This window comes from Pedobacter panaciterrae (assembly GCF_013204795.1).
Lineage (GTDB): Bacteria > Bacteroidota > Bacteroidia > Sphingobacteriales > Sphingobacteriaceae > Pedobacter > Pedobacter panaciterrae.
Window position 1 is genome coordinate 1,215,335 of the sequence record NZ_JABMKW010000020.1, and the last position, 20,639, is coordinate 1,235,973.

Below are 20,639 nucleotides of genomic sequence, written 5' to 3' on the forward strand. Positions count from 1 at the left end.
ATAGAAAGTTTGTTAGGTCGGTTAACTCCTGCCTTTTAGTATAGGTATCACAGTCCACTTTTGGTTCGAAATTTCCTCGATGTATTTGTAGTGATTGAAGTGACCACAAAAACCTTCTCTGGAATTAGCCCGTTATGGGCGAACGCATTTTCCATTGAAAGGTAGCTTGGTCCAAGTATGTGGCAAGCAGTGCGCTTTCAGGTCGTCCAGAACCTAGGTACCTACCTGCAATATAAAGTCTTTTTTGACCGGTTCGATCAGACCGTCTGCTTAAAAAAACAATATCTTATCATTTGGTCGTTTATAGTCTTTCAAAAGACCTACCAGGAGCTGATGAGTCAGCGCTGGTTAGATAGTGCGCTTAACGCTGCTTGAATATCCATTGTAAAATATCAATAAGATAAACGATTTAATTTCGTTTATCCTCTTTTATTTTAACAAACCTATCGAATGGTGAAAGTCTAATGTCATAAAGCAATATTTCTATATAAATTACCCGCCCACATGCGCCTTTGTTGGGAATCACCATTATTGTCATCTTACCATTGATCTCGCAGAGGAATGGGATCATAATAAAAAAATTAAAGCAATAATAGTTTATCCTGACATAAGTTCGGAAATCCTGAAATAATTTGTTGCAGGCCCGGAACAACATTGGTCATTCTTCGCAAAATCACGTGTACAAAGAAGATCGTTAATTACCATGTAATTTGACAAATAAAAACTTACTTTACAGGCATGAACGAGCTCAGGAATGGTTATTACGAATTTGACATAGATATTTACCAGGAATGGAAAAGAACAGGCTATCACTATGTGGCTATCATTACCATTAATGCAGACATGTATGAGTACTTGGACGAATCAGCATTTGAAATTATCCCACATGCCAACAGACCAGAAATGGTTGAACAGGTATACGCAATGGACTCGGAGTATCTTTTATCTTGTGCCAATCAAAAGCTTCTGGCAACAACCTTCATCGTACATAAGCGTTACTTATGATTTTTCAATATCTGGTTGTGAAGTCTGTTACTTTAAAACTATTTACGATTGGTTACAGTCCCAGGCAATCAAATGCCTAAATTATACAAGTGCTACACGGGAAGCCTAATTTGGCTACACAACATAAAAGACATTAGGCCAGGGAAGCGGCTGGAAGTGTCAATCCGACTTTTACAGAATATTTTTTCAGCTTTAATAAAGACAGCAACAACGAAATCATTCCAAAACCAGTCAGCGTAACTCCAGGAAGATTTAATTAATTTTCATGGATTGCCTTAAATTACAAAATTACGAATTGAAACAGGTTTACCTGTACCTTTCCGGTTGCCTGATTACATTTCTTACTATATACATTAAATCCTTAACAATATCTCTGAATCTGGTAGATGTCCCATTGTGTTCGAAGGTATGATAGAGTTCTTTGACAGGGTCATAAATGGTAAACAGATGTCGATTCTTTTTAGGTTGATAATAAGCCTCATATCCGTCAAAGGGCTGATAGGCTACTAGATGAGTGGGTTTAGCCTTTGATCTTTTAATGAATTTAAAATTGTGCGTATCCATAATATAAACATGAATTGACTATACCTAATTTACTAAATCCCTGCGAAATTAGCGATCAAACCCTAACAAATGTGCTGACCCCGAGTTTTAACGGCTAATCTTTCAAAGTCGGTCCATGCACCATTAACCTACCATCTTTGGCAACCTCCATTTTGTCAATGAATACCAGTCTTTGATGTCCTGTGGCCTCAGTACGCCCATGATACACGCAAAGCATCTGCTTGCCGTCAGGCGTATAGGTTATGCTGTTGTGCCCGGTTCCGCTTACCTTTCCACTTCTCTGTAAAACAGGATTGTTATCCGCCTTTTTAAATGGTCCTAAAGGACTTTTTGAGGTAGCATAACCTATGGCATAATTCTGCCCGTCAAAGTTATTTGCCGAGTACATCATGTAATAAATTTTATCTTTTTTAAAGATGTAAGAGCCTTCCGTCCATCTTCGGTTTACTTCCTTTGCAGTTACCGAACGGCTTTCCCACTCCTCTTTGATGCTCCCCATTTTAACTGGTGGACGCAGCAGCAGCACAGGCGCCCCTATGGTGCCCGAAAAATCCGTTTTCAGCTCTACCCCATACACCCAGCTTTCTTCCACCTCATTATACCATCCCCTTTTTTTCGCCCACTGCGCGACCTCACTATCCACCGGGTGCTTATAGCAGCATCTGGAATAGTATAAATAGATTTTACCATTTTCAACCAGCAAATTGGCATCGATAATCGGGTACCCCGGATCAAAGATGGGGCGGTCATTCAGGTCGATAAAAGGGCCGGTCGGTTTATCTGAAACGGCCACTCCTATCTTGAAATTTTCTTTTTCCTGATTGGGATTTTGCTTCCACTGGGCGCTATATAACATATAATACTTACCACCTTTCTTGTACACCTCAGGCGCCCAAAAGGAATGTATGCCCCAGCCATTGGGATTATCGTGATGATAAACCTGTCCTTCAAATTTCCATTCTTTTAAATTACTCGATGAATAGGCGCCAAATCCGTTTTTTACGTCGCCTCCAGTGCCGTACATATAGTATTTCCCCTGGTCATACATTACATAAGGATCTCCAAAAGGAATGGGCAAAGGGTTTGCGATAAACTGCGCTTTTGCACCGCCAACAGCCATCAGCAGAGATAACAGGCCAATCCAGATCTTTCTCATCATCTTATTTAAGTTAAATTCGGAAATTTAATATGGGGATATTTTCCCGGATTTTCATCCCTGATCGCATTTTATTGTAATCAGCTTGTCTGATTTGAGATAAAAAAGCAAATTTTAGCTGACGGATGGCACCACTTCAAAGCGGCACGCTTCAATCCTACTTTTAAATTGGTTAAGTATACTTTTTAAAATTTTGCTATTCGCCTTTTGGAACCGGCATGTTATATTTTTTCCTGATACATTTACTATTGTGGCGAATAACCTCACCAAGCACATTTTTTAGTATCTTCAAAGTTTGCCTGACTTTTATAACCATTTATTAAGATCAACCAACAGAAATAATATGGCAGGAATCGTCAGAACGCTCCTAACACTATTTTTTTTACTGGCAGCTTTACATTCCCAGGCACAAGATCCGACTATAGAAAAACGGACACAAAAGCAATTTGAAGGGCTTTGGGAAAATAAAAAAAATACCAGACGCCTGAAAATATCATTCCGACAGGGTTATGCAATGATTACCGACTGGACAGACAGATTCCAAAAGCCGGAAAGCGGCGACATTTATAAAGCATTCTTAAAGAACGGGAAACTCATCATGCCCGAAGAAACCGATCACCGTGCACCATACAGCGAAATCATCTTTAAGAACAACAGACTGATTTACCTCACCAAATCTATACTCCCCCAAACCTGGAACAAAGAAATTTTCACAAGATAACATCAAAGCAGCGGCATCGAAGGTAAAAAACCCACCCTAAACTTGCTGTACTGATCACTAATCACTGGACCTGGCTTTACGCACACACCAGGTAGTCATACTTCTCAGGTTCTGAACATTGGTAGTTTTTATGGGTTCGTGAAGCTCCCCACCAATTTGGCTGGTCAATCTAAGCAGCATCTGCTGATTGACCAGGAAGCGTTCCGATCCGTCGGGAAGAATATACCTCCCATTCCCGATGAACCTGACCAATGATTCGATGCCAATTTCTGAGGCCAGCCGACAGAAAAAATACCCGCCGGGTTTAAGCACCCTCCACATTGACCTGAGCATACGATCAAACTGACCCTGGTTTTCTGCAAAATGTAATACGGCGCTGCTGATGACCAGATCAAAGGTTTCACTTTCGAAGGGTAGCTCTTCTACCGATGCCACCAAAAAGTGTTCATCCGGGTTGACCTGCGGAAATGAGCCAGTAATACTTCTTAGCTGCGCGATCGCATCCGGGTTCCGATCGACACCAAAAACCACTGCACCTGTACTTAAGGCATAAAAGATGTTTCTACCTGTTCCGCAACCAGCATCTAAAATCATCTCACATTCGTCATAGGTACCTTTAAGCATCTGGTCAAATAAATAGATATCTATGTTTCCGAAAGTATCTCGAATGTGCTGGTTTCTCATCGTCAGGCAAAGATAATTACATTATTTCAATTCAGATGTTAATCCTCATCGGCGACACCGGTATCAAATCTAATGCACCCGCTGTTATACTTTTCTCAACTTTTCTATTATGCTCTTTTTTTCCATTTAAACTCTCCATCAGCTGAGCATATAAGTCCTCTTGCTTCTCTTGATGTGGCTTAGGTTTTTTGATGGTTGGGCACTTACCTTTAGCTCAGATACGTTTACCATTACCTGTCCCAGCAGCGAATAACCGGCATTGGAGTACTTAAACTCAGCACCCTGTTTAGTGTTAATTTTCTTTATCTTTAATTCTGAAAGAAGACGTTATCTCTTTAATGATAGCGTTTCGATTGGACTGCCACTAGCGGAGGCTATATTTGCTTTACCGTAATGAAAACTAACTGAATAAAAGACAATCTCTAACCTATGAAAAATCAAATTTGTTTAGCTGGGATGCTCGCAATTTTCACATTAAATCTATTTGGCCAGACCAAGAAGCCGGCAGCTGCAAATTTCACAAAATACGTTGATCCATATATAGGCACAGGTTTTCACGGACATGTCTTTGTGGGTGCCAGTGTACCGTTTGGGGCCGTACAATTGGGGCCGACCAATCTGTCTGAGGGCTGGGACTGGTCGTCTGGTTACCACATATCCGATTCCACCATCATCGGCTTTCAGCACACCCACCTGAGTGGCACGGGTATCGGCGACCTGGGCGACATATCCTTTATGCCCACCACAGGCGCAATTAAAGTGGTCAAAGGTACGATCGAAAATCTTAAAAACGGTTACACCTCCCTTTTTAGCCATGAGGATGAGGTTGTAAAGCCTGGTTATTATAAAGTTAAGCTCAAACGGTATGACATTGGTGTAGAACTGACGGCTAGTACCCGGGTAGGAATGCACAAATACACTTTTCCGGCATCGAAAGAAGCGCACGTGGTCATCGATTTGAAAGAAGGGATCGGCTGGGACGAATCTTCAGAAACTTATATCAAGCAAGTTGATCAGCACACCATTGAGGGCTATCGTTTCTCTAACGGCTGGGCTGAATCCCAGCGGATTTATTTTACTGCAGTCTTTTCAAAACCGATCAAGTCCTTTACTGTCTACGATGATTCTACACAGAAGTTGGGTAACGAACTTAAAGGTAAAAAAGTGAAAGGTGTGTTGAGCTTTCAAACTTTCAAAGAAGAAATCGTATATGTTAAAGTGGGTATCTCTCCTGTCAGTACCGCTAATGCCCTGTTGAATATTAAAGCCGAGATCCCCAAGTGGGACTTTAATAAGGTGATTCAGGATGCTGATCAAGCCTGGAACAAGCAACTGGCTAAGATTGACATCAAAACGGATTCATTAACACAAATGAAGAAATTTTATACGGCATTTTACCACACCATGATCGCTCCTTCCATTTTCAATGATGTCAATGGAGAATATTGGGGAACGGACAAAAAGGTTCATAAAAATACTCGTTTTAATAACGTGACTACATTTTCGTTGTGGGATACCTACAGGGCAAACAATCCGCTGTTTACCATTATCCAGCCTAATCATGTCCATGACATGATCAATTCAATGCTGGCGATTTATCAGCAGCAGGGGACCCTGCCTGTTTGGCATCTCATGGCCAATGAAACCAACACAATGCCTGGAAACAGCGCACTGCCCGTTGTTGCCGACGCATTGCTAAAAGGTTACAAGGGTTTCGACACCAAGCTCGCTTACGAAGCCTTGAAAGCCACCGCTATGAACGATTCCCGGGGCCTCAAGTTTGTAAAAAGCCTCGGATATATTCCGGCCGACAGTGTTGCTGAATCAGTTTCAAAGGGATTGGAATACGCTATCGATGACTGGTGTGTCGCACAAGTAGCGAAAAAGATGGGCAAACAGGATGATTATACCTATTTTAGCAAACGAGCTGAAAACTATAAAAATTATTACGATCCGCAAACAGGTTTTATGCGTGGCCGCCTTTCGGCAAATCAGTGGCGTGCTCCTTACAGCCCTTTCATTTCTATACATGAGCACGGTGATTTCAGCGAAGGTAACGGTTGGCAATATACCTTTATGGTGCCACATGATGTGGAGGGTTTAATTGAGTTATTGGGGGGTCAAGACAAGTTCAATAAAAAGCTTGATTCATTGTTCACTGCAGAAGGTGATATGGGTGAATCCAAATCGGCGGATATATCTGGTTTAATAGGCCAATATGCACATGGTAACGAGCCGGGACATTCCATGGCTTATTTATATGACTACTCGGGCAAGCCTTGGAAAACAGCCGAAAAGGTGCGGTTCATTTTAGATAATTTCTACACGGATAAAGTCGATGGCATTATTGGAAATGAAGATGTTGGTCAGATGTCAGCCTGGTACGTCTTATCGGCCTTAGGCTTTTTCCCGGTAAACCCGGCAAATGGCATGTACGTTTTTGGAAGTCCGACGATTAGCGAAGCTACACTGGCGCTAAACGGAAACAAAAAGTTCCACATAACTGTGAAAAACAACGGTCCGAAAAACAAGTATATCAATGCCATGAAACTTAATGGTGTTGACTTTACAAAAACGTACTTTAAACACACTGACATCATGAACGGTGGCGAACTGGAAATAACTATGGGTAGCAAACCGGGATCTGTTTGGGGCGTGGGGGATGCCAATAAAGCGGTATCTGTTTTATAGTCCTTGTGATCGGGATGAGCCGAGTCTAAAGCACGAATTTCACAAGCTGACTTGGCAGATATGACATAACTTTACCTTTATGATACCACGATAATAAAACCGCTATGAGAAAGATAATATTACTGATGCACGTTTCCCTTGATGGATTTGTTGCAGGACCTAACGGAGCGATGGACTGGATCCGTGTAAGCGAGGAAATGTTCGATACGGTTGGCAAACTTACCGACAATGCAGACGCTGCATTGTATGGCAGAAAGACTTACCAAATGATGGACATTTACTGGCCAACAGCAGCAGATCAGCCCAATGCATCAAAACATGACATTGAGCACTCACAATGGTACAAAAAGGTTGAGAAATTGGTAATCTCGAATTCATTGAAAGATACCAATGCGGCTAATACCCGGTTTATCGGAAATGATGTCGCATCGGAAATCAAGCAGATCAAAGGGCAACCCGGAGGTACTATTCTAATGATAGGAAGCCCCTCTACTTATCATGAACTTGCAGCACATAATCTGGTTGATGAATTCTGGTTATTTTTAAATCCAATATTGATTGGAACCGGGATACCATTATTTAACAATATTAACCACAAAATTGATTTGAAGCTTTTACAAACAAATTCTTTGCCTTCAGGGGTCATCGGCCTGCACTACGAAAAGGTATAGTCATTAAGCAGCGCCTGGCCAGCACTTTGGGGAGGCCTGTGGTCTCGAGGAAAATATCGCGTATTCCGAAGAAAATCAAGGCTGGTTGACTGCAGACTTTTTACCTATGATCACCCTAAATCAACACAAATTTTTAATACGAAAAGGTATCGCGACCAACAATTTGGTGGTCAGCCATCTTCCACGAAAAGTGGAAAGCAGCAGAAACAATCCGATCTACGCGAATCCCAAAGTCGATTGTAAAAGAAACTACGGCTAATCTAGCCTATCACTTTTTAAATTAAGGTAGGCATTGAACACTAACCAAACGGGAAGATTGATTTCCAGCGAATCCAGGCAAGACCGCAAAGTCCAGCCTGAATAAACCAAAAAAAAGGCAGTTAGATTAACCTGCCTTCAAGGTCAAAAATTCCATGAGGTGCTGTTCCAGCAACTCGGTATTGTAAGTGCCATCTGTAGTATGGTCTATAATCTCAAGGTTATTGTCACCGACTGTAATTGTGTACGCATTTCCGTCAATAATTTCCGGGAAGCTAATATTCACAATATCAGCCACGTGGGCAAATTCCACAGCCAGATTGCTACCAAGCTGCTCATTCACGTAAGCAGGAAATTCCGTTTTTAAAAGCTCAAATAAACTTTCAGGGCTTAAAGGTTGTACATTGTCAATTGCTATCATAGGTTTTCCTATAAGCTTCCAATAATGGTGCCCAGAAATCATAAACCCTCCATCAGTGACCAAAGGCAGATAATAGACAACGGCTTTCAAAAAAGTGTACGATCTGGACTAACTATTTCAGCTGGCAGTTGTTTAACTTATAAACCATCACAGGTCATGCAGGAAGAAGAAGAAATTTTTAACGTATCGGTAGCGATCAATACCGGTCTTGAACCCTTAACATTCACGATCACCATGTACTATCCGCCCTCTGACCCAAATCATGAAAGGAACTACCGTGTTGCTCGTGACAACGAAACACTAGGCGTCCTTCATCAAAGTGCAGATGATTGTTGGCATTTACTGGAAGGCAATCTGGAACAGGAAGAAATCCAGGCGATCGGACAGGCAATTGACGCACATTAAGCCTATAAGCAGTCCCCACCTCCAGATGTTTCCTCATCATGATGTCCGTCTGCCCGTCAACTCCTATTTTTAAGGTATGTGTATCAAAAGCCACAAAACCATTTTTCTCGTAAAAGCCGATGGCCCGCGGATTCGTTTCTCAAAAGCGTAGCCAAACCGATAATTTTCCAAGACTGGAAGCAACTTCCAGCATTTGCTCATACAACATTTGACCTAATTTCTTTCCATGGTACGCATTCAGCATATAAATCCATTCAATCTCCAACTTGAAATTCTCTTTTTACTTGGGTCAGGGCTTGTCTAATATCCTCAGCATCAAGTTCTATATACGTGATGATCTGTTCATTTGCTTTGCATAAACCATCATTTTACCCCAAATTATGCATGGATAAATAAAACGTCCCGGCATAATTTCAGCATACTTTAAGAATAATCCACCCGCCACCGTAGAAGAAATTGACCGAAAACGAAAATTCAGCCAAAAAAAAAAACACCCGCTAAAAGCAGGTGATTAATCAATTATGAAGGAAATCTAATTAGCTGATTTTAACATTAATTGCATTCAAGCCTTTTTTACCTTGCTCGATGTCATAGCTTACAGAATCATTCTCACGAATGTTGTCCATTAAACCAGAAGAATGAACAAAGATTTCGCTATCACCATTAGCTGGCACGATAAATCCAAAACCTTTTGTCTCATTGAAAAATTTTACTGTTCCTTGTTGCATTGTATTATATATTAATTGTATCCAAAGATACAAAAATAGTTGAAATATAAAATTTTATTTCGATATAAAACAATAATTAGAATTATATTTCACGTGAAAATTATCTGTCAAAATATTTTTCCGAGATCAAATTTATAGCTAAATCTCTAAATTCAGACGTTTAAAGACCTCTTTGGTAATCAGCCGTACATTCGCTGAGAGCTGCTCATAACTACAATGCCGCAGTCTCTGAGGGAAAGGCACCCCACCCTCCCACTTTACCAGATCCATAGTAATTACCGAATCAACAGAGACCTCATGTTCTGCAAGCAGGGAAGCGTAAAGCCTCCGGGCAAAAGCCTCATCATTACCAAGGTGAAAACAACCATAAGTTTCGATGCCTTTAAGTGTTTTCATGTTCAGAGATATTTCATAACTCGTTTCCATAACAATAAACAAAATGAAATAAAAGAGCCTCTTCCAATAATTTGATAATTTAAGCCTATTATTTCTGAATTTGGTTAATTATAAAGTATTTTGGCTAGGCAAAATTAAATTGAATGAAACTGATTTTCCATTTTATAATTCTGCTTGGTTTGTTCTCGTCATGTAATAGTCATTCTTATATCTATAGAAAACCGGTTATCGGATTGGTATATGATAAAATACCTTTAGCTGATGCTTCAGTTGCTTATGATTCATCTGATGCATTAAGCCCGCAAAATATTATAGCCAATAATGAAGGACAGTTTATTTTACCGAAAATTGAAATAGACAACTATGCGAACTTTATTCGTTCTGTAAAAGGGATAAATTCAGTAATACTCATAAAAAAGAAGGGATAAGCGCTTAAAAAAAATTGATTAAAAAAAATATGATACAAGTAAGGATACAAATAGGGTGGGAAAAATTCATTTAACAAGGAAATTAAGGATGATTGATGATGATCACCGAACTTAGCTACTTAGACAGAACAGAGGATTAAATTAATATTTTAAGACAATAGCATGAAAACAACGAACATCTTATTTTCTCTGGCATTCCTGCTGTTTTCCTGTGGGGCAAAGCATGGTGATAAGCAACTTGATAAAACGAATACCACTGATTCTGTTAAACAAAATAAGATAAGCTCTAAGCCTCCTGAAATAAGTACGCTTGAAAAACTGGCCGATAATATGGTTGCTTCCAGAGAAAGTTATTTAAATAATGGAAATACGGAGGCGGAAAAAATATTCATTAAAGCACTTATAGAGACATTAAAGCAGCCTGCTAGCTTTTATGATGATTTTGTCAACCTAAGAAAATATGAGATTAACCTATTAAGTGCCAACGATCATAAACTTAGGGTATTTTATTGGCTTTCACCATATTCAGGTTCCATGTGGCACGTGCAGAATATTGTTCAGTACCAAGATGAAAATAAGGCAGTAACTGCGATTTCATTTAATGATCTCTATGAGGATAAAGCCGATGAAGGCAGCCCAACTCCTTTTTTTCAACATATATACACCTTAAATACTTCCCCTCAAAAAACATATCTGCTTACAGGTTATGGGCAAATGAGCGGTACTGAGCCTTATAGTGTAAGCCACACATTAGTGATCGATCATTCAGAATTCAGCATCAACAAACCCCTGTTTAAATTGGGAAAATGGTCTAAAAATCAATTATTTGCTTCCGCGACTCTTAAGGAAGATCAAAGCAAAGAAAAACTCACCGCACAGTTAGCAATAATCTATAACGCTCAAGATAAGACCATTAGCTATCCGGAGGTTAGCGAGACTAAAAACGGATCCATTTTTAATGGAAAAAGGAACGTTTTAACCTTTCGGGGCGGAATGTTCAAGTAATAACCAAATTATTGCTGATACTACGAGGATGTATCTGGAAAACTCCATCAACCTTAGACAAGTTCAATAGACCGAATCAATCAATAATGATCATTAAATCCGGTTGTTTATGCGTTTGATGTTAGCGGTAATCTTTATTCAGGTACTTTGTCGTAAATGGTCATGTTTACTGGGATTTTTACTTCTCGTTTAAGTCTTCCAAAAATATTTCCGGGCATTTCAAATTCGATGGTAATGTATCCTTTCAGTCTCTCATAAGTTTTATTAAGCTCTATATCAATCGCTAGATTTTCACATAGAACATTATTGTGTTCCCACAGACCACCTTCTCGCAAGTAGACAGCTCTACCCTTATCTACAAATTGTAGTTTTTCATTTTTTTCATTTACCAAGTTATAGCCTTTAAATATATAAGTGGCAAAATCGGAAATGTCGTTGTCTTTATTTTTTAATGAATGATTATTCTTATTATACTCATCAAGTTTTTCCTTTGATAAAGGATACCTTGTTACTATATATAATTCATCTGTTGGCTGCTTTTCAATTTCTGTAATATTTCCGATTGTCACTTTTGCGTTTTTTACAATTTCATCTAAGAACTGGTTGGTTTCCTGTTTAGTGTATTTGTAAGCGGGTTTACCGCTTCCATCACAACCGATAAGAACAACGGACGAGATGATAAAAAGTAATAGTCGATATATCTTCATTCTTTGGTTATATACTCGGTTTATAAATTTAGTTTACTGTTAAAAGCGCTGAATGTATTTATTTTTGGCAATGGTTTTACAATGTTTTTTTTAATCGTCTTTTTAAGAATTTTCTCCGAGCCAAGTGCTTTTGTAATCTCAATTCTTTTTCCTGTGAGAAGATTAAATTCGGTTTCGGTTGTTAAATTTTTACCATCCCAAGCTACTGAGGATATATTTTGTAGTTCAAAATTCCCATTATTGAATTTAAACTTATGAATAAGGTGATTTTCTTTGACTTCAGAAATCATATACAAGCAGTTATCTTTAATATCAAAATTTGGTATTTGATTTCCGCAATATTTCCCATTTGGATATTGCGGTTCTATTAATTTTTCAGTAGATACGTTAAGTAAATATTTTCCATTTGGTTTTAAAAAAAATATTTGTAATCTCAAAGGCTGAGTTTTACTAATGGTATCCATTGTTACTATAATTTTATCAGTTAAACCATCGCTATTTAAATCGCCTTTTTCAGTTCTAACTGGGTAAGTAAAATTACCTTTTAATTTTTGTGCATGTAAATAGATACTAATTTGAACGAGTGCAAAAATCAATAAAAATATTTTTTTCATCTTTTGATTAGGTTTTTATCTCTTCATCAAACCAGGTACTCAGCAAGCCTTCTCGCTTGAGCTGGCTCATGTGCACTTCCAAGCGATAAACTACCTGTGCAGCAGAATGACTATAAGAAATAAATGCGTGTGCCATATTAAATTTTAATAGAATAAATAAACATAGGTATTTTTTTCAAGCTCCGCATGATTCGACAGTGAGGCTTCTGCGATAGCTCGGCTTGCATCCTGCCTCGTGTCTGAATCTAAAATATGGGTCTTATGAACCGTGATATAATTTAAGGGGTTATTATTCGAACCGCCTTAAATAACCATCCGGTTTCAACAGGTTTTCTCAAAGTATCCGCGTAAAAAACAGTAATTCAAGGAATTGATCACTTGAGAGCGACTTAATAAACACCATTAAGATTACTACTTTAAAAATCCAGTCTTCACTAAATTAAGGTAGAAACACACCTTTTTTTTGTCGTAAATTCCCCCTGGAAATTTACCTAGTAACAACCATATTTACAGGTAGATTAGTCAATTGTATAACCAGAATATTGCGTCATGAATACCCAACCTTCAACCAAACTCGACATTTATATCAACTACCCCGGACATTGTGAGAAAGCATTTCAGTTTTACGAGCAGCATTTAGGGGGAAAAATACATATGATACTGCCTCACCAACTACCACCGCCTAATTTTCCGAAAGAATGGAAGAACCCGATCCTCCATGCAATCATCGAAATAGGCGGCACTAACGTGAGGGGTGCGGACATCCCTCATGCCGAACCGATGCGCAGTGCTTACCTAACACTAGTTCTTGAGACAGCGGAAGAAGCAGAACACATTTATAGGTTATTGTCCAGTGAAGGAGAAGTGTTTATGAAAATGGAGAAAACTCCTTTCGCAAACCGCTTTGCGATGCTCCGCGATAAATTCGGAACCTCCTGGATGCTCCTCAATGAGAATTAAGTATGATGATATATAGAAATGCAAAAAACAAGAAACCTGCATAAAATCCTGGTTTTGATCCTATTTTGATTTACTTTCTAAAAGTAACGCCAATAGCCAGGAAAGAAGTTATAAAATTTCGTATAAGCCAAAATCCAACGAATAGAGATAGTCTTTTTTCGCAATCCTTATTGTTTTTGGATAGGCCATATCCGTACACTTAAATTTCAAGCCATCAAGCTGGTAGTAAGAAAGATAAGCGGGCGTAGGTAATTTACCATTTCTCCAGGCAATCAAAAGATCATCATCAAATTTTGGGATATCTTTTTTAGGCTTTAGGAAATCGACTTTAAACAACTCACTTTGCCTTACAACTAAGGCGTCATTTCTAATCTCAAAAACATTACAGCTTTCTGTATTTACCACCTGGTATTCACAGGGCACTAAGCCATAAGGCTTTAAAAGGTTTTTCTCATACTCCTCAACAGCTTTTGCCCGCAGGCTATCACTTAAATGACTCAAATCTGCCCATTTATTATCAATGCTGTCTTGAAAAACGACAGTTTTAAATTCCTGCATCTTTTTATACAATGGATGAAAATATTTCTTCTGGTTGATATATAGATCGCCGTGGTCATCAATATAAAAAGGAATCTCCCAATCATATTTAGCTTTAAAAATTAGCTTATTTTCGACATCGATTATCTTAAATTCAAGGTTGCTGTTATCAGGCTTCAACAGCACCCGGCCATCTTTTAAGACAATGATTTCGCTTAGAGCGGTCAGATCCATAACCTTCCTGAATTTTGTTTTGTCTTTCAACAAATCGCCAATCATCGGAACCTCTGGATGCGCATCTTTTTTAGGGAAAGGATTACATCCGAATAAAAACAGCAGACTTAAATACAGAAGTGTCAATATATTACTTTTCATAATAATTCATTAAGCTACCTAATTGGGCTTGACAAGCTACTGCTTGTTTTGGATGATTAACCGTTCTAGTTCATCATCCAAGCTTTTGGTTTTTCCGCCACATACATTGAGAATCACTTTTCCATCAGGCCCAATCAATATCTTAGATGGCGTACAAACGACATTTTCCTTCAGCTTGATTTCCTTATTCATCGCTTCAGTATTATCAATTTGTTTAAATTGTAATCTCGACTCCTTGAACAGCTTTTGCGTTGCCTCCTCATCGTCAGAAAAACCTTCGGCGATGCCAATTATCGGAAATTTGTCTCCAAACCGCTGAAAAGTCTCATTTAAATCTGCTACCATATCATAGCCTTCTGATTTTTTAAGTCCCTCTATTTGGTAGACAAAGACGATCCAATATTTACCTTTATTTACTTCAGAGTTAAATATACTCCCATCACTGGTCTTTACAGAAAAATATTTCGGTCTACTCCCTATATTAAAGTCTATGTCCGCTTTGTTAGCAGCGATGAATTGCTTCAAGCGCTCTTCTTTATTTTGCCCGTTGCAACTTAACAAAACAAGGAAGAGTAAAACTGGCATAAAAAGGGCTTTCATTTTCATTTCTGGTCGACAGTTGTGGCTGCTGTAATAAATAACCGGGCCCTAAAATCCGATAATATGATCGCTTGTATACCAAAGGCTGATTCCACTGAGAAGATCATAAATAAGACCAAACTAATGACCGGTTTTTAAGCGCTGTTCGCGCTTATCATTTAGCTTTATCCAAGATAGAGATTTTATTTGAAGATCGAAATATCCATACAGATTACGCTTTAGGAAAGTTTTTCTACTATGCGATTTTATTGACAGCTGAAATGTGTAATTTGTAAAAACTAATTATGATATAAAACATGGTGTTGGTAAAATCAGATGGCTTATGAATAATAAAATTCACATACTCTTCGCATTATTCATTCTTGCATCTTGCCATTCTCAAGACAATAAAATTGTTGATCTAGCAAAAATATCTAATGATTTTGATGCCTCAGAATTTTATCGAAACAAGATTAAAAAGACCAATGAGATCATTTCGAAAGACCCTAAGCGTATGGACAAGAAAGAAGCCTTAAATCTTTTGGACAATGCTTTTTTCGTAAAAGATACTTTAGGTTATTATAAAACGGATGGGAGATTCCCTACAGACCTGTCTTTAGAGCCAACCAATGACTGGATGGTAAGAGATAAAAAACCGACCGAAATATTTGGCTATGGTTACAACGCGGTAGCGTATGATCCTGAAAAAGACAAGATAGCTATTTTAAATGCAGTAGCATTTCCTAAAATGGACATGGTAGAAGACCGTAAAGGCAACTTAATGTATCTTGAAGTGGGAAAGACTTCAAAAAATACAGATGATTTCAATAAGATCAAAGCATACCTCAGTAAAAACTGTAAGCGGGTTGCTGTTGATGATAACGACCCCAAAGCTTCTTATTGGGAAGGTGAATTTTTCTATTATTATCTTTTTAAAGACGATCGAAAAGAAGAGGAGGTCTCTTTTGATTCACAGGGAAATAGAAAATCCAGATCGGTACACAACACAGAAATTAGATTAACGATGTTCGAAAAGTCTTACATTAAAAAAATGGAAGAACTGGGGATTTATTCGGCGGGATATAAATTTTGGAAAAAAACGTTTTGATGCAAACGAATTCATCAAACATAGGTGAAGATAATTATCATTATAATCAGTAATGCTTTTCTATTTCTCTTATAAACTATATTTTTTGTATTTTGACTTGGTGTCACTTCATGAGCATTAAACGATACCAAAGCAACACCATATAACATCATCCTTAACGAAAACAAATTCATATGAAATTTAAAACATTGTTTTTAACGGCAGCAATTGCAGGAGCATTATCAACAGCGAGCTCCTGCTCAAATTTTGAAAGTGGAAAAAACCGTGAAAAAGGAACGCCAGTCGAATCGTCAAAGACGGCAGTACAAAAAATTTTGGCTGACAAAGAGGCTAACGAAGGCAAACGTTTCTCTATTACCGGCTATCTGAATTATTCGGCAGGAATGACGGTTTATGTTGACAGGCCCCAATCGGTATATGTAAATACAGCACCTGGGGATGAGGGAGAAACGATTACTCCCCTGGAGATGAAGTGGGCACAAAATGGTTATAACAGCGTTTTTGTTCCTGAAAATGCGGGACGTGGATCTGATAAAACGATATTTTATGACAATGAAGGCAAACCACTCACAACGAATGATAAGGTAGAAGTTTCATTTGAAGTTGGGAAAGCGTCAATTTACCCTTTTGAAGTGCGAATAGACAAAATAAAATAATACAAAATTGTGGTTTATAGGGTCAATCCGATATCAATAAATTTAACATTATTATATGCAGGTCAATTATTTTATACTCTTATTTACGGGTCTTTTCTTAATAGGCACATACATCAACTATAGGTACACTCAAAAGAAAGGGATGGTATTCAGGTACAAACCTATTGCTTTAATCATTATAGCTGTTTTATTTTTGATTTCATGTTATGGAATTATTGTTGGAAAACCATTTAATGAAATTCTACCTTTTATAGGGTAAAATAATTTTGCGAATTTGTTATTTAAAATTAACCGTTACCCACGGTGGCCTATCTCCTTTTATAAAATACTGCCAACCCGTACATTCGCCATTGTTGTGGTCTCATACCCCTATAGGTTGACAGTTTTGGAATAAAACCTATTCCAAATGAAAGGAAACATGCTGGAGCAGTTTAGACGAGTTTAATGAAAACTGGTATTGTTATTCATGTATCATAATCAATCGGTAAAGAAATAGCCAAAAGTTATAAATTGCTGAATACTTCTATTTTGACTAATTGAATTATTGTCAGTTTAAATGCGGAAAGAGTGACCATTATGGTCGAAAAATCCAATTTAGACCGCTTAGAGATTAATCGATTAAGAAATCCTTCCAACATCAAAAAACCCTTAAAAAGACCTGCTGACATAAGGATTCCCAATACATTATAGTCCACAGTAAAAATAAATTCCCTCCTTCCCAGGTAAAAATCTCAAAATTCCTGACAGTTCTTATATATTGTTGTCCTCCTTTTGTAATTTCAATCGTCATCAGCAGAAAAAACAATTAATTATGAAAGAGTTCGCATTAATTTTCAGACTAAACAATACCACAGACTTCAAACCTTCGCCCGAACAAATGCAGGAGAGAATGAACTGGCTTGCCGGCATTGCCTCACAAAACAAACTGGCAGACAAAGGAAATACCCTTTTGCCAACGCTTGCAGGTGCCAAAACAGTCAGACCTAACAATGTGATATCGGACGGGCCTTATACCGAAATCAAGGAATTTATAAGTGGCTACATTGTGATCAGAACCGACACCATTGAAGAAGCTGTAGAAATCGCAAAATCTAATCCCATTTTCAAAATTGGCGGAAACATTGAAGTGAGAGAAGTTTTAAAACGTGATTAATGAAGCCCATCGTAAAATCGTCTGAGGAACTTTTACCGCACCTATTCCGGCAGGAATATGCTAAAATGACGGCAGTATTGTGCCGTCATTTTGGTTTAGCCCATATTGAACTGGCCGAAGATATTGCTAGTGAAACCTTTTTAAAAGCTTCGGAAAACTGGCCCATTAACGGAATACCGCAAAACCCAACGGCCTGGCTTTATACGGTTGCTAAAAACAAGCTCAAAGACTACTTTAAACACACAGCTATTTTTGAATCGCAGGTCAAAAAACAAATCATTGCATCTCCAATTTCAGACCAGCAAGATTTTGAATTCGATCCTAAAATTATAGCAGATAGCCAGCTAGCCATGATCTTTGCAGTATGCAACCCCGGTAATCCAATGGAAAATCAGATCTGTTTAGCCTTGCAAATACTCTGTGGTTTTAGTGTGGGAGAAATTGCAAATGCCTTTCTAACCAAAACCGAAACCATCAAGAAACGCCTGCTAAGGGCGAGAAACCAGCTTCGAAAAGACCATTTTCGAATCAAAGAGCTGAATGAAAAAGAAATCAGACAACGCCTGGAAACCGTATTGCGAACCTTATACCTGCTTTTTAATGAAGGGTATTTTTCAAAAACCAACAATCAGTTGATCAGAAAAGACCTTTGTTCAGAAGCCACCAGACTTGCCCTGGTGCTGACCGATAACCCGCTGACTAAAACCGCTCAAACTTATGCCTTACTTTCTTTAATGTGTTTTCAGAGCTCAAGACTGGAAGCAAGGACAAACCCTGAGGGAGAAGCCATTCTCTTTGAAGACCAGGACAAAAGTTTATGGGACAATGCATTGATAGAAAAGGGCAATTATTATTTAATCCATGCCTGTAGCGGGGCTGAAGTTACAAAATATCACCTGGAAGCGGGTATTGCTTATTGGCACACCACACCAACGGACCAAAAAAAATGGGAGCATATTTTACAGCTGTATGATCAGCTCATCCTTATAGAAAATTCACCTGTCACTGCGTTGAACCGGCTGTTCGCGTTGGCCAAAGTCTATGGCAATGAAAAAGCGATAACTGAAGCGGAAAAAGTAAATGACAATCATAGCAATTCTTACCATGCATTGCTGGGCTATTTACATGCAGAGCGCAACATTGATACTGCAATCGAACATTATCAGCAAGCAATCAATCTGACAAAATCCGGCACAGAAAAAAAAACCTTGATAAAGGAGATTAAAAGGTTGACCAAAAAGAAAACACACAATAAGATCATCTGACCCCCTGGCCTTGTCCCCATCCGGCCTGCCCGATCGTCATTAGCCCAGATTCACTTAAAACTTAAAAAATGAAAATGAAATCTTTAAACTATTGGCTATATACAGGCCTAATGTCCGCTTTTATGATCTTCGCTGCATGGTATGCCGAGACACATCAGGCAGAGTTTACCAGACGCCTGGGCTTTCCGGCTTACTTTCGGATAGAACTGACCATAGCCAAATTAATCGGTGCCTTAGTACTACTAATACCCCAGGTACCTCAAAGGATCAAAGAATGGGTATATATTGGTTTCTGCATCTGTATGGTCTCTGCTTTTATTGCAAAATGTAATAGCGGTTACGGATTTATTGAAGCCGCACAGCCTGCGTTTTCTTTGATCTTCTACCTGACACTTATCTTGCTCCTCTATAAGCTACCCAAAAAAGAAACTATCCGGACAGCATAGGAAGCTAAGCGGGATTATTCGATAGGAGGCCACCTATATTCGTATAATGTGACCTCCTAGTACGGCCAGGTTGATCAGTCGATTTCGCTTTGAAAGGGGTAATTTTGAAAGTATTATACATCTAAAGCACCGAACGCTTAAAAAGGGATATCATTTTCAAGTCTAATTTTACAGGATTGCATTTGCAGTTATAAAAACAGAGATGGCGGTGAGTAATTTGGTGAGTTGAATTTCCCAGGTCCACTCAGACACTAAACAAGACGGTTTTTAAGCTTAGGTACAAATTCCCCACTCTGCACCAAAAAGGTATCAGAACCGACAAAAAGCCTGCAAATCGCACGAATAGCAGGCATTTTCCTTTTTAGAACATACTATTTAGTGAAAATGCGTAATTTTATCATATGACCTTTTACAAGAAATGTGTTTTGCAGTAAACAAATCACCAATTCTGCCCACAGGATTAACGCGTCTTTAAATATCAATATGGAATCCATAACTATAAAAAGATCAACTCAGCCCTACAGAAGTCTTGTGTGGTTATTTGTGACGTTGATACCAGTTGTCTTGTTTTCCTATGCAATGTTCGAAGCCCATGGAAACAATGATCGTATTGTATTTGGAATTATTGCAATGGTCTTTTTACTTCCTGCGATCGTTGACTTTATTGCAAACAAACTGATTCGGTTAAAAGCAGCAATTATGATATCAGAGCAGGGGCTGATGTTGTCCTCCAGCAAAGGTTTATACGACAGCTTTGCTTTTCTGCAAATATTTCAGTTCCAACGCAAAAAGCTAATTCAATGGCAGAATATCACTGGATTTAGATTATTAGTTCATTATAAGTATCTTACTTCTTATCCAAACGAAGGTGAAGGTACAGCTTCAACAACCTATTCGGTAGCCCAGTATCAGCTCTGTGCTGAAAGTGAAACCAGGAATGAAGACGTCATTTTTTCTGTCCATAATTTAGACAGAACTCCCGATGAAATTCTCATGCATTGTAATGAATTTTTAAAAAAGTATAGGGATAAGATTTGAGGTCACATCAGCTCAGGGGTGTAAATTGTCTATTTCACCAAAGGTGACCAAGAACCATTATCGCCGAA

The 20,639-nt window shown here is 38.5% G+C and carries 26 protein-coding genes; 14 read left to right on the plus strand and 12 right to left on the minus strand.

Translation table 11 applies throughout. The features are described 5' to 3' along the window. Window positions 1-738: 738 nt before the first annotated feature. Entirely contained in the window at window positions 739-1,005 is a 267-nt protein-coding gene (locus tag HQN86_RS24100; protein ID WP_172663402.1) for a hypothetical protein, read from the plus strand. A 306-nt stretch (window positions 1,006-1,311) separates the two neighbouring features. Here HQN86_RS24100 and HQN86_RS24105 read toward each other — a convergent pair whose 3' ends face one another. Together HQN86_RS24105 and HQN86_RS24110 are read right to left on the minus strand one after the other, a co-directional pair. Continuing rightward, the gene (locus HQN86_RS24105) at window positions 1,312-1,569 is read right to left on the minus strand and encodes a hypothetical protein (protein ID WP_172663403.1); all 258 of its coding nucleotides are present in this window, start codon (window positions 1,567-1,569) and stop codon (window positions 1,312-1,314) included. Between the two features lie 94 nt (window positions 1,570-1,663). Further along, entirely contained in the window at window positions 1,664-2,728 is a 1,065-nt protein-coding gene (locus HQN86_RS24110) for a glycoside hydrolase family 43 protein (protein ID WP_216854500.1), read from the minus strand. 340 nt (window positions 2,729-3,068) lie between these two features. Here HQN86_RS24110 and HQN86_RS24115 point away from each other — a divergent pair, with 340 nt between their 5' ends. After that, the gene (locus HQN86_RS24115; RefSeq protein ID WP_172663404.1) at window positions 3,069-3,446 is read left to right on the plus strand and encodes a hypothetical protein; all 378 of its coding nucleotides are present in this window, start codon (window positions 3,069-3,071) and stop codon (window positions 3,444-3,446) included. A 57-nt stretch (window positions 3,447-3,503) separates the two neighbouring features. Here HQN86_RS24115 and HQN86_RS24120 read toward each other — a convergent pair whose 3' ends face one another. Beyond that, a complete protein-coding gene (locus HQN86_RS24120) occupies window positions 3,504-4,130 on the minus strand; it encodes a class I SAM-dependent methyltransferase (RefSeq protein WP_172663405.1) in 627 nt (208 codons plus the stop codon). A gap of 429 nt (window positions 4,131-4,559) precedes the next feature. On the opposite strand from HQN86_RS24120, the gene HQN86_RS24125 reads away from it, so the two are divergent. Both HQN86_RS24125 and HQN86_RS24130 read left to right on the plus strand, forming a co-directional pair. Continuing rightward, on the plus strand, window positions 4,560-6,821 hold the full coding sequence (locus HQN86_RS24125; RefSeq protein ID WP_172663406.1) for a GH92 family glycosyl hydrolase: 2,262 nt from the start codon (window positions 4,560-4,562) through the stop codon (window positions 6,819-6,821). A gap of 104 nt (window positions 6,822-6,925) precedes the next feature. Then, entirely contained in the window at window positions 6,926-7,492 is a 567-nt protein-coding gene (locus tag HQN86_RS24130) for a dihydrofolate reductase family protein (RefSeq protein ID WP_172663407.1), read from the plus strand. 385 nt (window positions 7,493-7,877) lie between these two features. Here the strand turns inward: HQN86_RS24130 and HQN86_RS24135 are convergent, their stop codons facing one another. Continuing rightward, window positions 7,878-8,171: a hypothetical protein gene (locus tag HQN86_RS24135; RefSeq protein ID WP_172663408.1), complete on the minus strand. Its 294-nt coding sequence runs from the start codon at window positions 8,169-8,171 to the stop codon at window positions 7,878-7,880. Window positions 8,172-8,327: 156 nt separating this feature from the next. Between HQN86_RS24135 and HQN86_RS24140 the strand changes: the two genes are divergently transcribed. Then, entirely contained in the window at window positions 8,328-8,576 is a 249-nt protein-coding gene (locus tag HQN86_RS24140) for a hypothetical protein (protein WP_172663409.1), read from the plus strand. A 139-nt stretch (window positions 8,577-8,715) separates the two neighbouring features. Here HQN86_RS24140 and HQN86_RS27195 read toward each other — a convergent pair whose 3' ends face one another. From HQN86_RS27195 to HQN86_RS24150, 3 genes are all read right to left on the minus strand, one after another. Further along, entirely contained in the window at window positions 8,716-8,841 is a 126-nt protein-coding gene (locus HQN86_RS27195; protein ID WP_353935614.1) for a GNAT family N-acetyltransferase, read from the minus strand. A 271-nt stretch (window positions 8,842-9,112) separates the two neighbouring features. Beyond that, window positions 9,113-9,304: a cold-shock protein gene (locus HQN86_RS24145; RefSeq protein ID WP_048905418.1), complete on the minus strand. Its 192-nt coding sequence runs from the start codon at window positions 9,302-9,304 to the stop codon at window positions 9,113-9,115. A 138-nt stretch (window positions 9,305-9,442) separates the two neighbouring features. Beyond that, window positions 9,443-9,700 carry a hypothetical protein gene (locus HQN86_RS24150; RefSeq protein WP_172663410.1) on the minus strand — a complete coding sequence of 86 codons (258 nt, stop codon included), beginning with the start codon at window positions 9,698-9,700 and terminating at the stop codon, window positions 9,443-9,445. Window positions 9,701-9,843: 143 nt separating this feature from the next. Here HQN86_RS24150 and HQN86_RS24155 point away from each other — a divergent pair, with 143 nt between their 5' ends. Further along, entirely contained in the window at window positions 9,844-10,128 is a 285-nt protein-coding gene (locus tag HQN86_RS24155; RefSeq protein WP_172663411.1) for a hypothetical protein, read from the plus strand. Window positions 10,129-10,290: 162 nt separating this feature from the next. Next, window positions 10,291-11,133, plus strand: a complete 843-nt coding sequence (locus HQN86_RS24160) for a hypothetical protein (protein WP_172663412.1) — start codon at window positions 10,291-10,293, stop codon at window positions 11,131-11,133. Between the two features lie 134 nt (window positions 11,134-11,267). Here HQN86_RS24160 and HQN86_RS24165 read toward each other — a convergent pair whose 3' ends face one another. Genes HQN86_RS24165 through HQN86_RS27015 form a run of 3 tightly spaced genes read right to left on the minus strand, consistent with a single transcriptional unit; the run spans window position 11,268 to window position 12,590 of the window. Further along, entirely contained in the window at window positions 11,268-11,840 is a 573-nt protein-coding gene (locus HQN86_RS24165; protein ID WP_172663413.1) for a hypothetical protein, read from the minus strand. Between the two features lie 20 nt (window positions 11,841-11,860). Next, window positions 11,861-12,454 carry a hypothetical protein gene (locus HQN86_RS24170; RefSeq protein ID WP_172663414.1) on the minus strand — a complete coding sequence of 198 codons (594 nt, stop codon included), beginning with the start codon at window positions 12,452-12,454 and terminating at the stop codon, window positions 11,861-11,863. Window positions 12,455-12,461: 7 nt separating this feature from the next. Next, on the minus strand, window positions 12,462-12,590 hold the full coding sequence (locus tag HQN86_RS27015; protein ID WP_262889311.1) for a hypothetical protein: 129 nt from the start codon (window positions 12,588-12,590) through the stop codon (window positions 12,462-12,464). 413 nt (window positions 12,591-13,003) lie between these two features. Here HQN86_RS27015 and HQN86_RS24175 point away from each other — a divergent pair, with 413 nt between their 5' ends. Then, entirely contained in the window at window positions 13,004-13,414 is a 411-nt protein-coding gene (locus tag HQN86_RS24175; protein ID WP_172663415.1) for a VOC family protein, read from the plus strand. A 108-nt stretch (window positions 13,415-13,522) separates the two neighbouring features. Here the strand turns inward: HQN86_RS24175 and HQN86_RS24180 are convergent, their stop codons facing one another. Both HQN86_RS24180 and HQN86_RS24185 read right to left on the minus strand, forming a co-directional pair. Then, a complete protein-coding gene (locus HQN86_RS24180; RefSeq protein WP_172663416.1) occupies window positions 13,523-14,326 on the minus strand; it encodes a hypothetical protein in 804 nt (267 codons plus the stop codon). Window positions 14,327-14,362: 36 nt separating this feature from the next. Further along, the gene (locus HQN86_RS24185) at window positions 14,363-14,932 is read right to left on the minus strand and encodes a peroxiredoxin family protein (protein WP_172663417.1); all 570 of its coding nucleotides are present in this window, start codon (window positions 14,930-14,932) and stop codon (window positions 14,363-14,365) included. Between the two features lie 316 nt (window positions 14,933-15,248). Between HQN86_RS24185 and HQN86_RS24190 the strand changes: the two genes are divergently transcribed. The 6 genes from HQN86_RS24190 to HQN86_RS24215 all read left to right on the plus strand — a co-directional run bounded on the left by HQN86_RS24190 (window position 15,249) and on the right by HQN86_RS24215 (window position 20,571). Next, entirely contained in the window at window positions 15,249-16,013 is a 765-nt protein-coding gene (locus HQN86_RS24190) for a hypothetical protein (RefSeq protein ID WP_172663418.1), read from the plus strand. 173 nt (window positions 16,014-16,186) lie between these two features. After that, entirely contained in the window at window positions 16,187-16,669 is a 483-nt protein-coding gene (locus tag HQN86_RS24195; RefSeq protein ID WP_172663419.1) for a hypothetical protein, read from the plus strand. A gap of 811 nt (window positions 16,670-17,480) precedes the next feature. Further along, complete coding sequence (locus HQN86_RS24200; RefSeq protein WP_172663420.1) at window positions 17,481-17,822, plus strand: YciI family protein; 342 nt, start codon at window positions 17,481-17,483, stop codon at window positions 17,820-17,822. Beyond that, the gene (locus HQN86_RS24205) at window positions 17,822-19,087 is read left to right on the plus strand and encodes an RNA polymerase sigma factor (protein ID WP_216854501.1); all 1,266 of its coding nucleotides are present in this window, start codon (window positions 17,822-17,824) and stop codon (window positions 19,085-19,087) included. Before HQN86_RS24200 ends, HQN86_RS24205 begins: the two co-directional genes overlap by 1 nt. 68 nt (window positions 19,088-19,155) lie before the next feature. After that, window positions 19,156-19,533, plus strand: coding sequence for a DoxX family protein (locus HQN86_RS24210; protein WP_172663421.1), 378 nt, complete (start codon window positions 19,156-19,158; stop codon window positions 19,531-19,533). Between the two features lie 483 nt (window positions 19,534-20,016). After that, window positions 20,017-20,571: a hypothetical protein gene (locus tag HQN86_RS24215; protein ID WP_172663422.1), complete on the plus strand. Its 555-nt coding sequence runs from the start codon at window positions 20,017-20,019 to the stop codon at window positions 20,569-20,571. Window positions 20,572-20,639: the final 68 nt, after the last annotated feature.

Bases quoted from the DNA above. Each gene is read 5' to 3' on its own strand.
- HQN86_RS24100 (WP_172663402.1), top strand. From the start codon at position 739: ATGAACGAGCTCAGGAATGGTTATTACGAATTTGACATAGATATTTAC.
- HQN86_RS24105 (WP_172663403.1), bottom strand. From the start codon at position 1,569: ATGGATACGCACAATTTTAAATTCATTAAAAGATCAAAGGCTAAACCC.
- HQN86_RS24110 (WP_216854500.1), bottom strand. From the start codon at position 2,728: ATGATGAGAAAGATCTGGATTGGCCTGTTATCTCTGCTGATGGCTGTT.
- HQN86_RS24115 (WP_172663404.1), top strand. From the start codon at position 3,069: ATGGCAGGAATCGTCAGAACGCTCCTAACACTATTTTTTTTACTGGCA.
- HQN86_RS24120 (WP_172663405.1), bottom strand. From the start codon at position 4,130: ATGAGAAACCAGCACATTCGAGATACTTTCGGAAACATAGATATCTAT.
- HQN86_RS24125 (WP_172663406.1), top strand. From the start codon at position 4,560: ATGAAAAATCAAATTTGTTTAGCTGGGATGCTCGCAATTTTCACATTA.
- HQN86_RS24130 (WP_172663407.1), top strand. From the start codon at position 6,926: ATGAGAAAGATAATATTACTGATGCACGTTTCCCTTGATGGATTTGTT.
- HQN86_RS24135 (WP_172663408.1), bottom strand. From the start codon at position 8,171: ATGATAGCAATTGACAATGTACAACCTTTAAGCCCTGAAAGTTTATTT.
- HQN86_RS24140 (WP_172663409.1), top strand. From the start codon at position 8,328: ATGCAGGAAGAAGAAGAAATTTTTAACGTATCGGTAGCGATCAATACC.
- HQN86_RS24145 (WP_048905418.1), bottom strand. From the start codon at position 9,304: ATGCAACAAGGAACAGTAAAATTTTTCAATGAGACAAAAGGTTTTGGA.
- HQN86_RS24150 (WP_172663410.1), bottom strand. From the start codon at position 9,700: ATGAAAACACTTAAAGGCATCGAAACTTATGGTTGTTTTCACCTTGGT.
- HQN86_RS24155 (WP_172663411.1), top strand. From the start codon at position 9,844: ATGAAACTGATTTTCCATTTTATAATTCTGCTTGGTTTGTTCTCGTCA.
- HQN86_RS24160 (WP_172663412.1), top strand. From the start codon at position 10,291: ATGAAAACAACGAACATCTTATTTTCTCTGGCATTCCTGCTGTTTTCC.
- HQN86_RS24165 (WP_172663413.1), bottom strand. From the start codon at position 11,840: ATGAAGATATATCGACTATTACTTTTTATCATCTCGTCCGTTGTTCTT.
- HQN86_RS24170 (WP_172663414.1), bottom strand. From the start codon at position 12,454: ATGAAAAAAATATTTTTATTGATTTTTGCACTCGTTCAAATTAGTATC.
- HQN86_RS27015 (WP_262889311.1), bottom strand. From the start codon at position 12,590: ATGGCACACGCATTTATTTCTTATAGTCATTCTGCTGCACAGGTAGTT.
- HQN86_RS24175 (WP_172663415.1), top strand. From the start codon at position 13,004: ATGAATACCCAACCTTCAACCAAACTCGACATTTATATCAACTACCCC.
- HQN86_RS24180 (WP_172663416.1), bottom strand. From the start codon at position 14,326: ATGAAAAGTAATATATTGACACTTCTGTATTTAAGTCTGCTGTTTTTA.
- HQN86_RS24185 (WP_172663417.1), bottom strand. From the start codon at position 14,932: ATGAAAATGAAAGCCCTTTTTATGCCAGTTTTACTCTTCCTTGTTTTG.
- HQN86_RS24190 (WP_172663418.1), top strand. From the start codon at position 15,249: ATGAATAATAAAATTCACATACTCTTCGCATTATTCATTCTTGCATCT.
- HQN86_RS24195 (WP_172663419.1), top strand. From the start codon at position 16,187: ATGAAATTTAAAACATTGTTTTTAACGGCAGCAATTGCAGGAGCATTA.
- HQN86_RS24200 (WP_172663420.1), top strand. From the start codon at position 17,481: ATGAAAGAGTTCGCATTAATTTTCAGACTAAACAATACCACAGACTTC.
- HQN86_RS24205 (WP_216854501.1), top strand. From the start codon at position 17,822: ATGAAGCCCATCGTAAAATCGTCTGAGGAACTTTTACCGCACCTATTC.
- HQN86_RS24210 (WP_172663421.1), top strand. From the start codon at position 19,156: ATGAAAATGAAATCTTTAAACTATTGGCTATATACAGGCCTAATGTCC.
- HQN86_RS24215 (WP_172663422.1), top strand. From the start codon at position 20,017: ATGGAATCCATAACTATAAAAAGATCAACTCAGCCCTACAGAAGTCTT.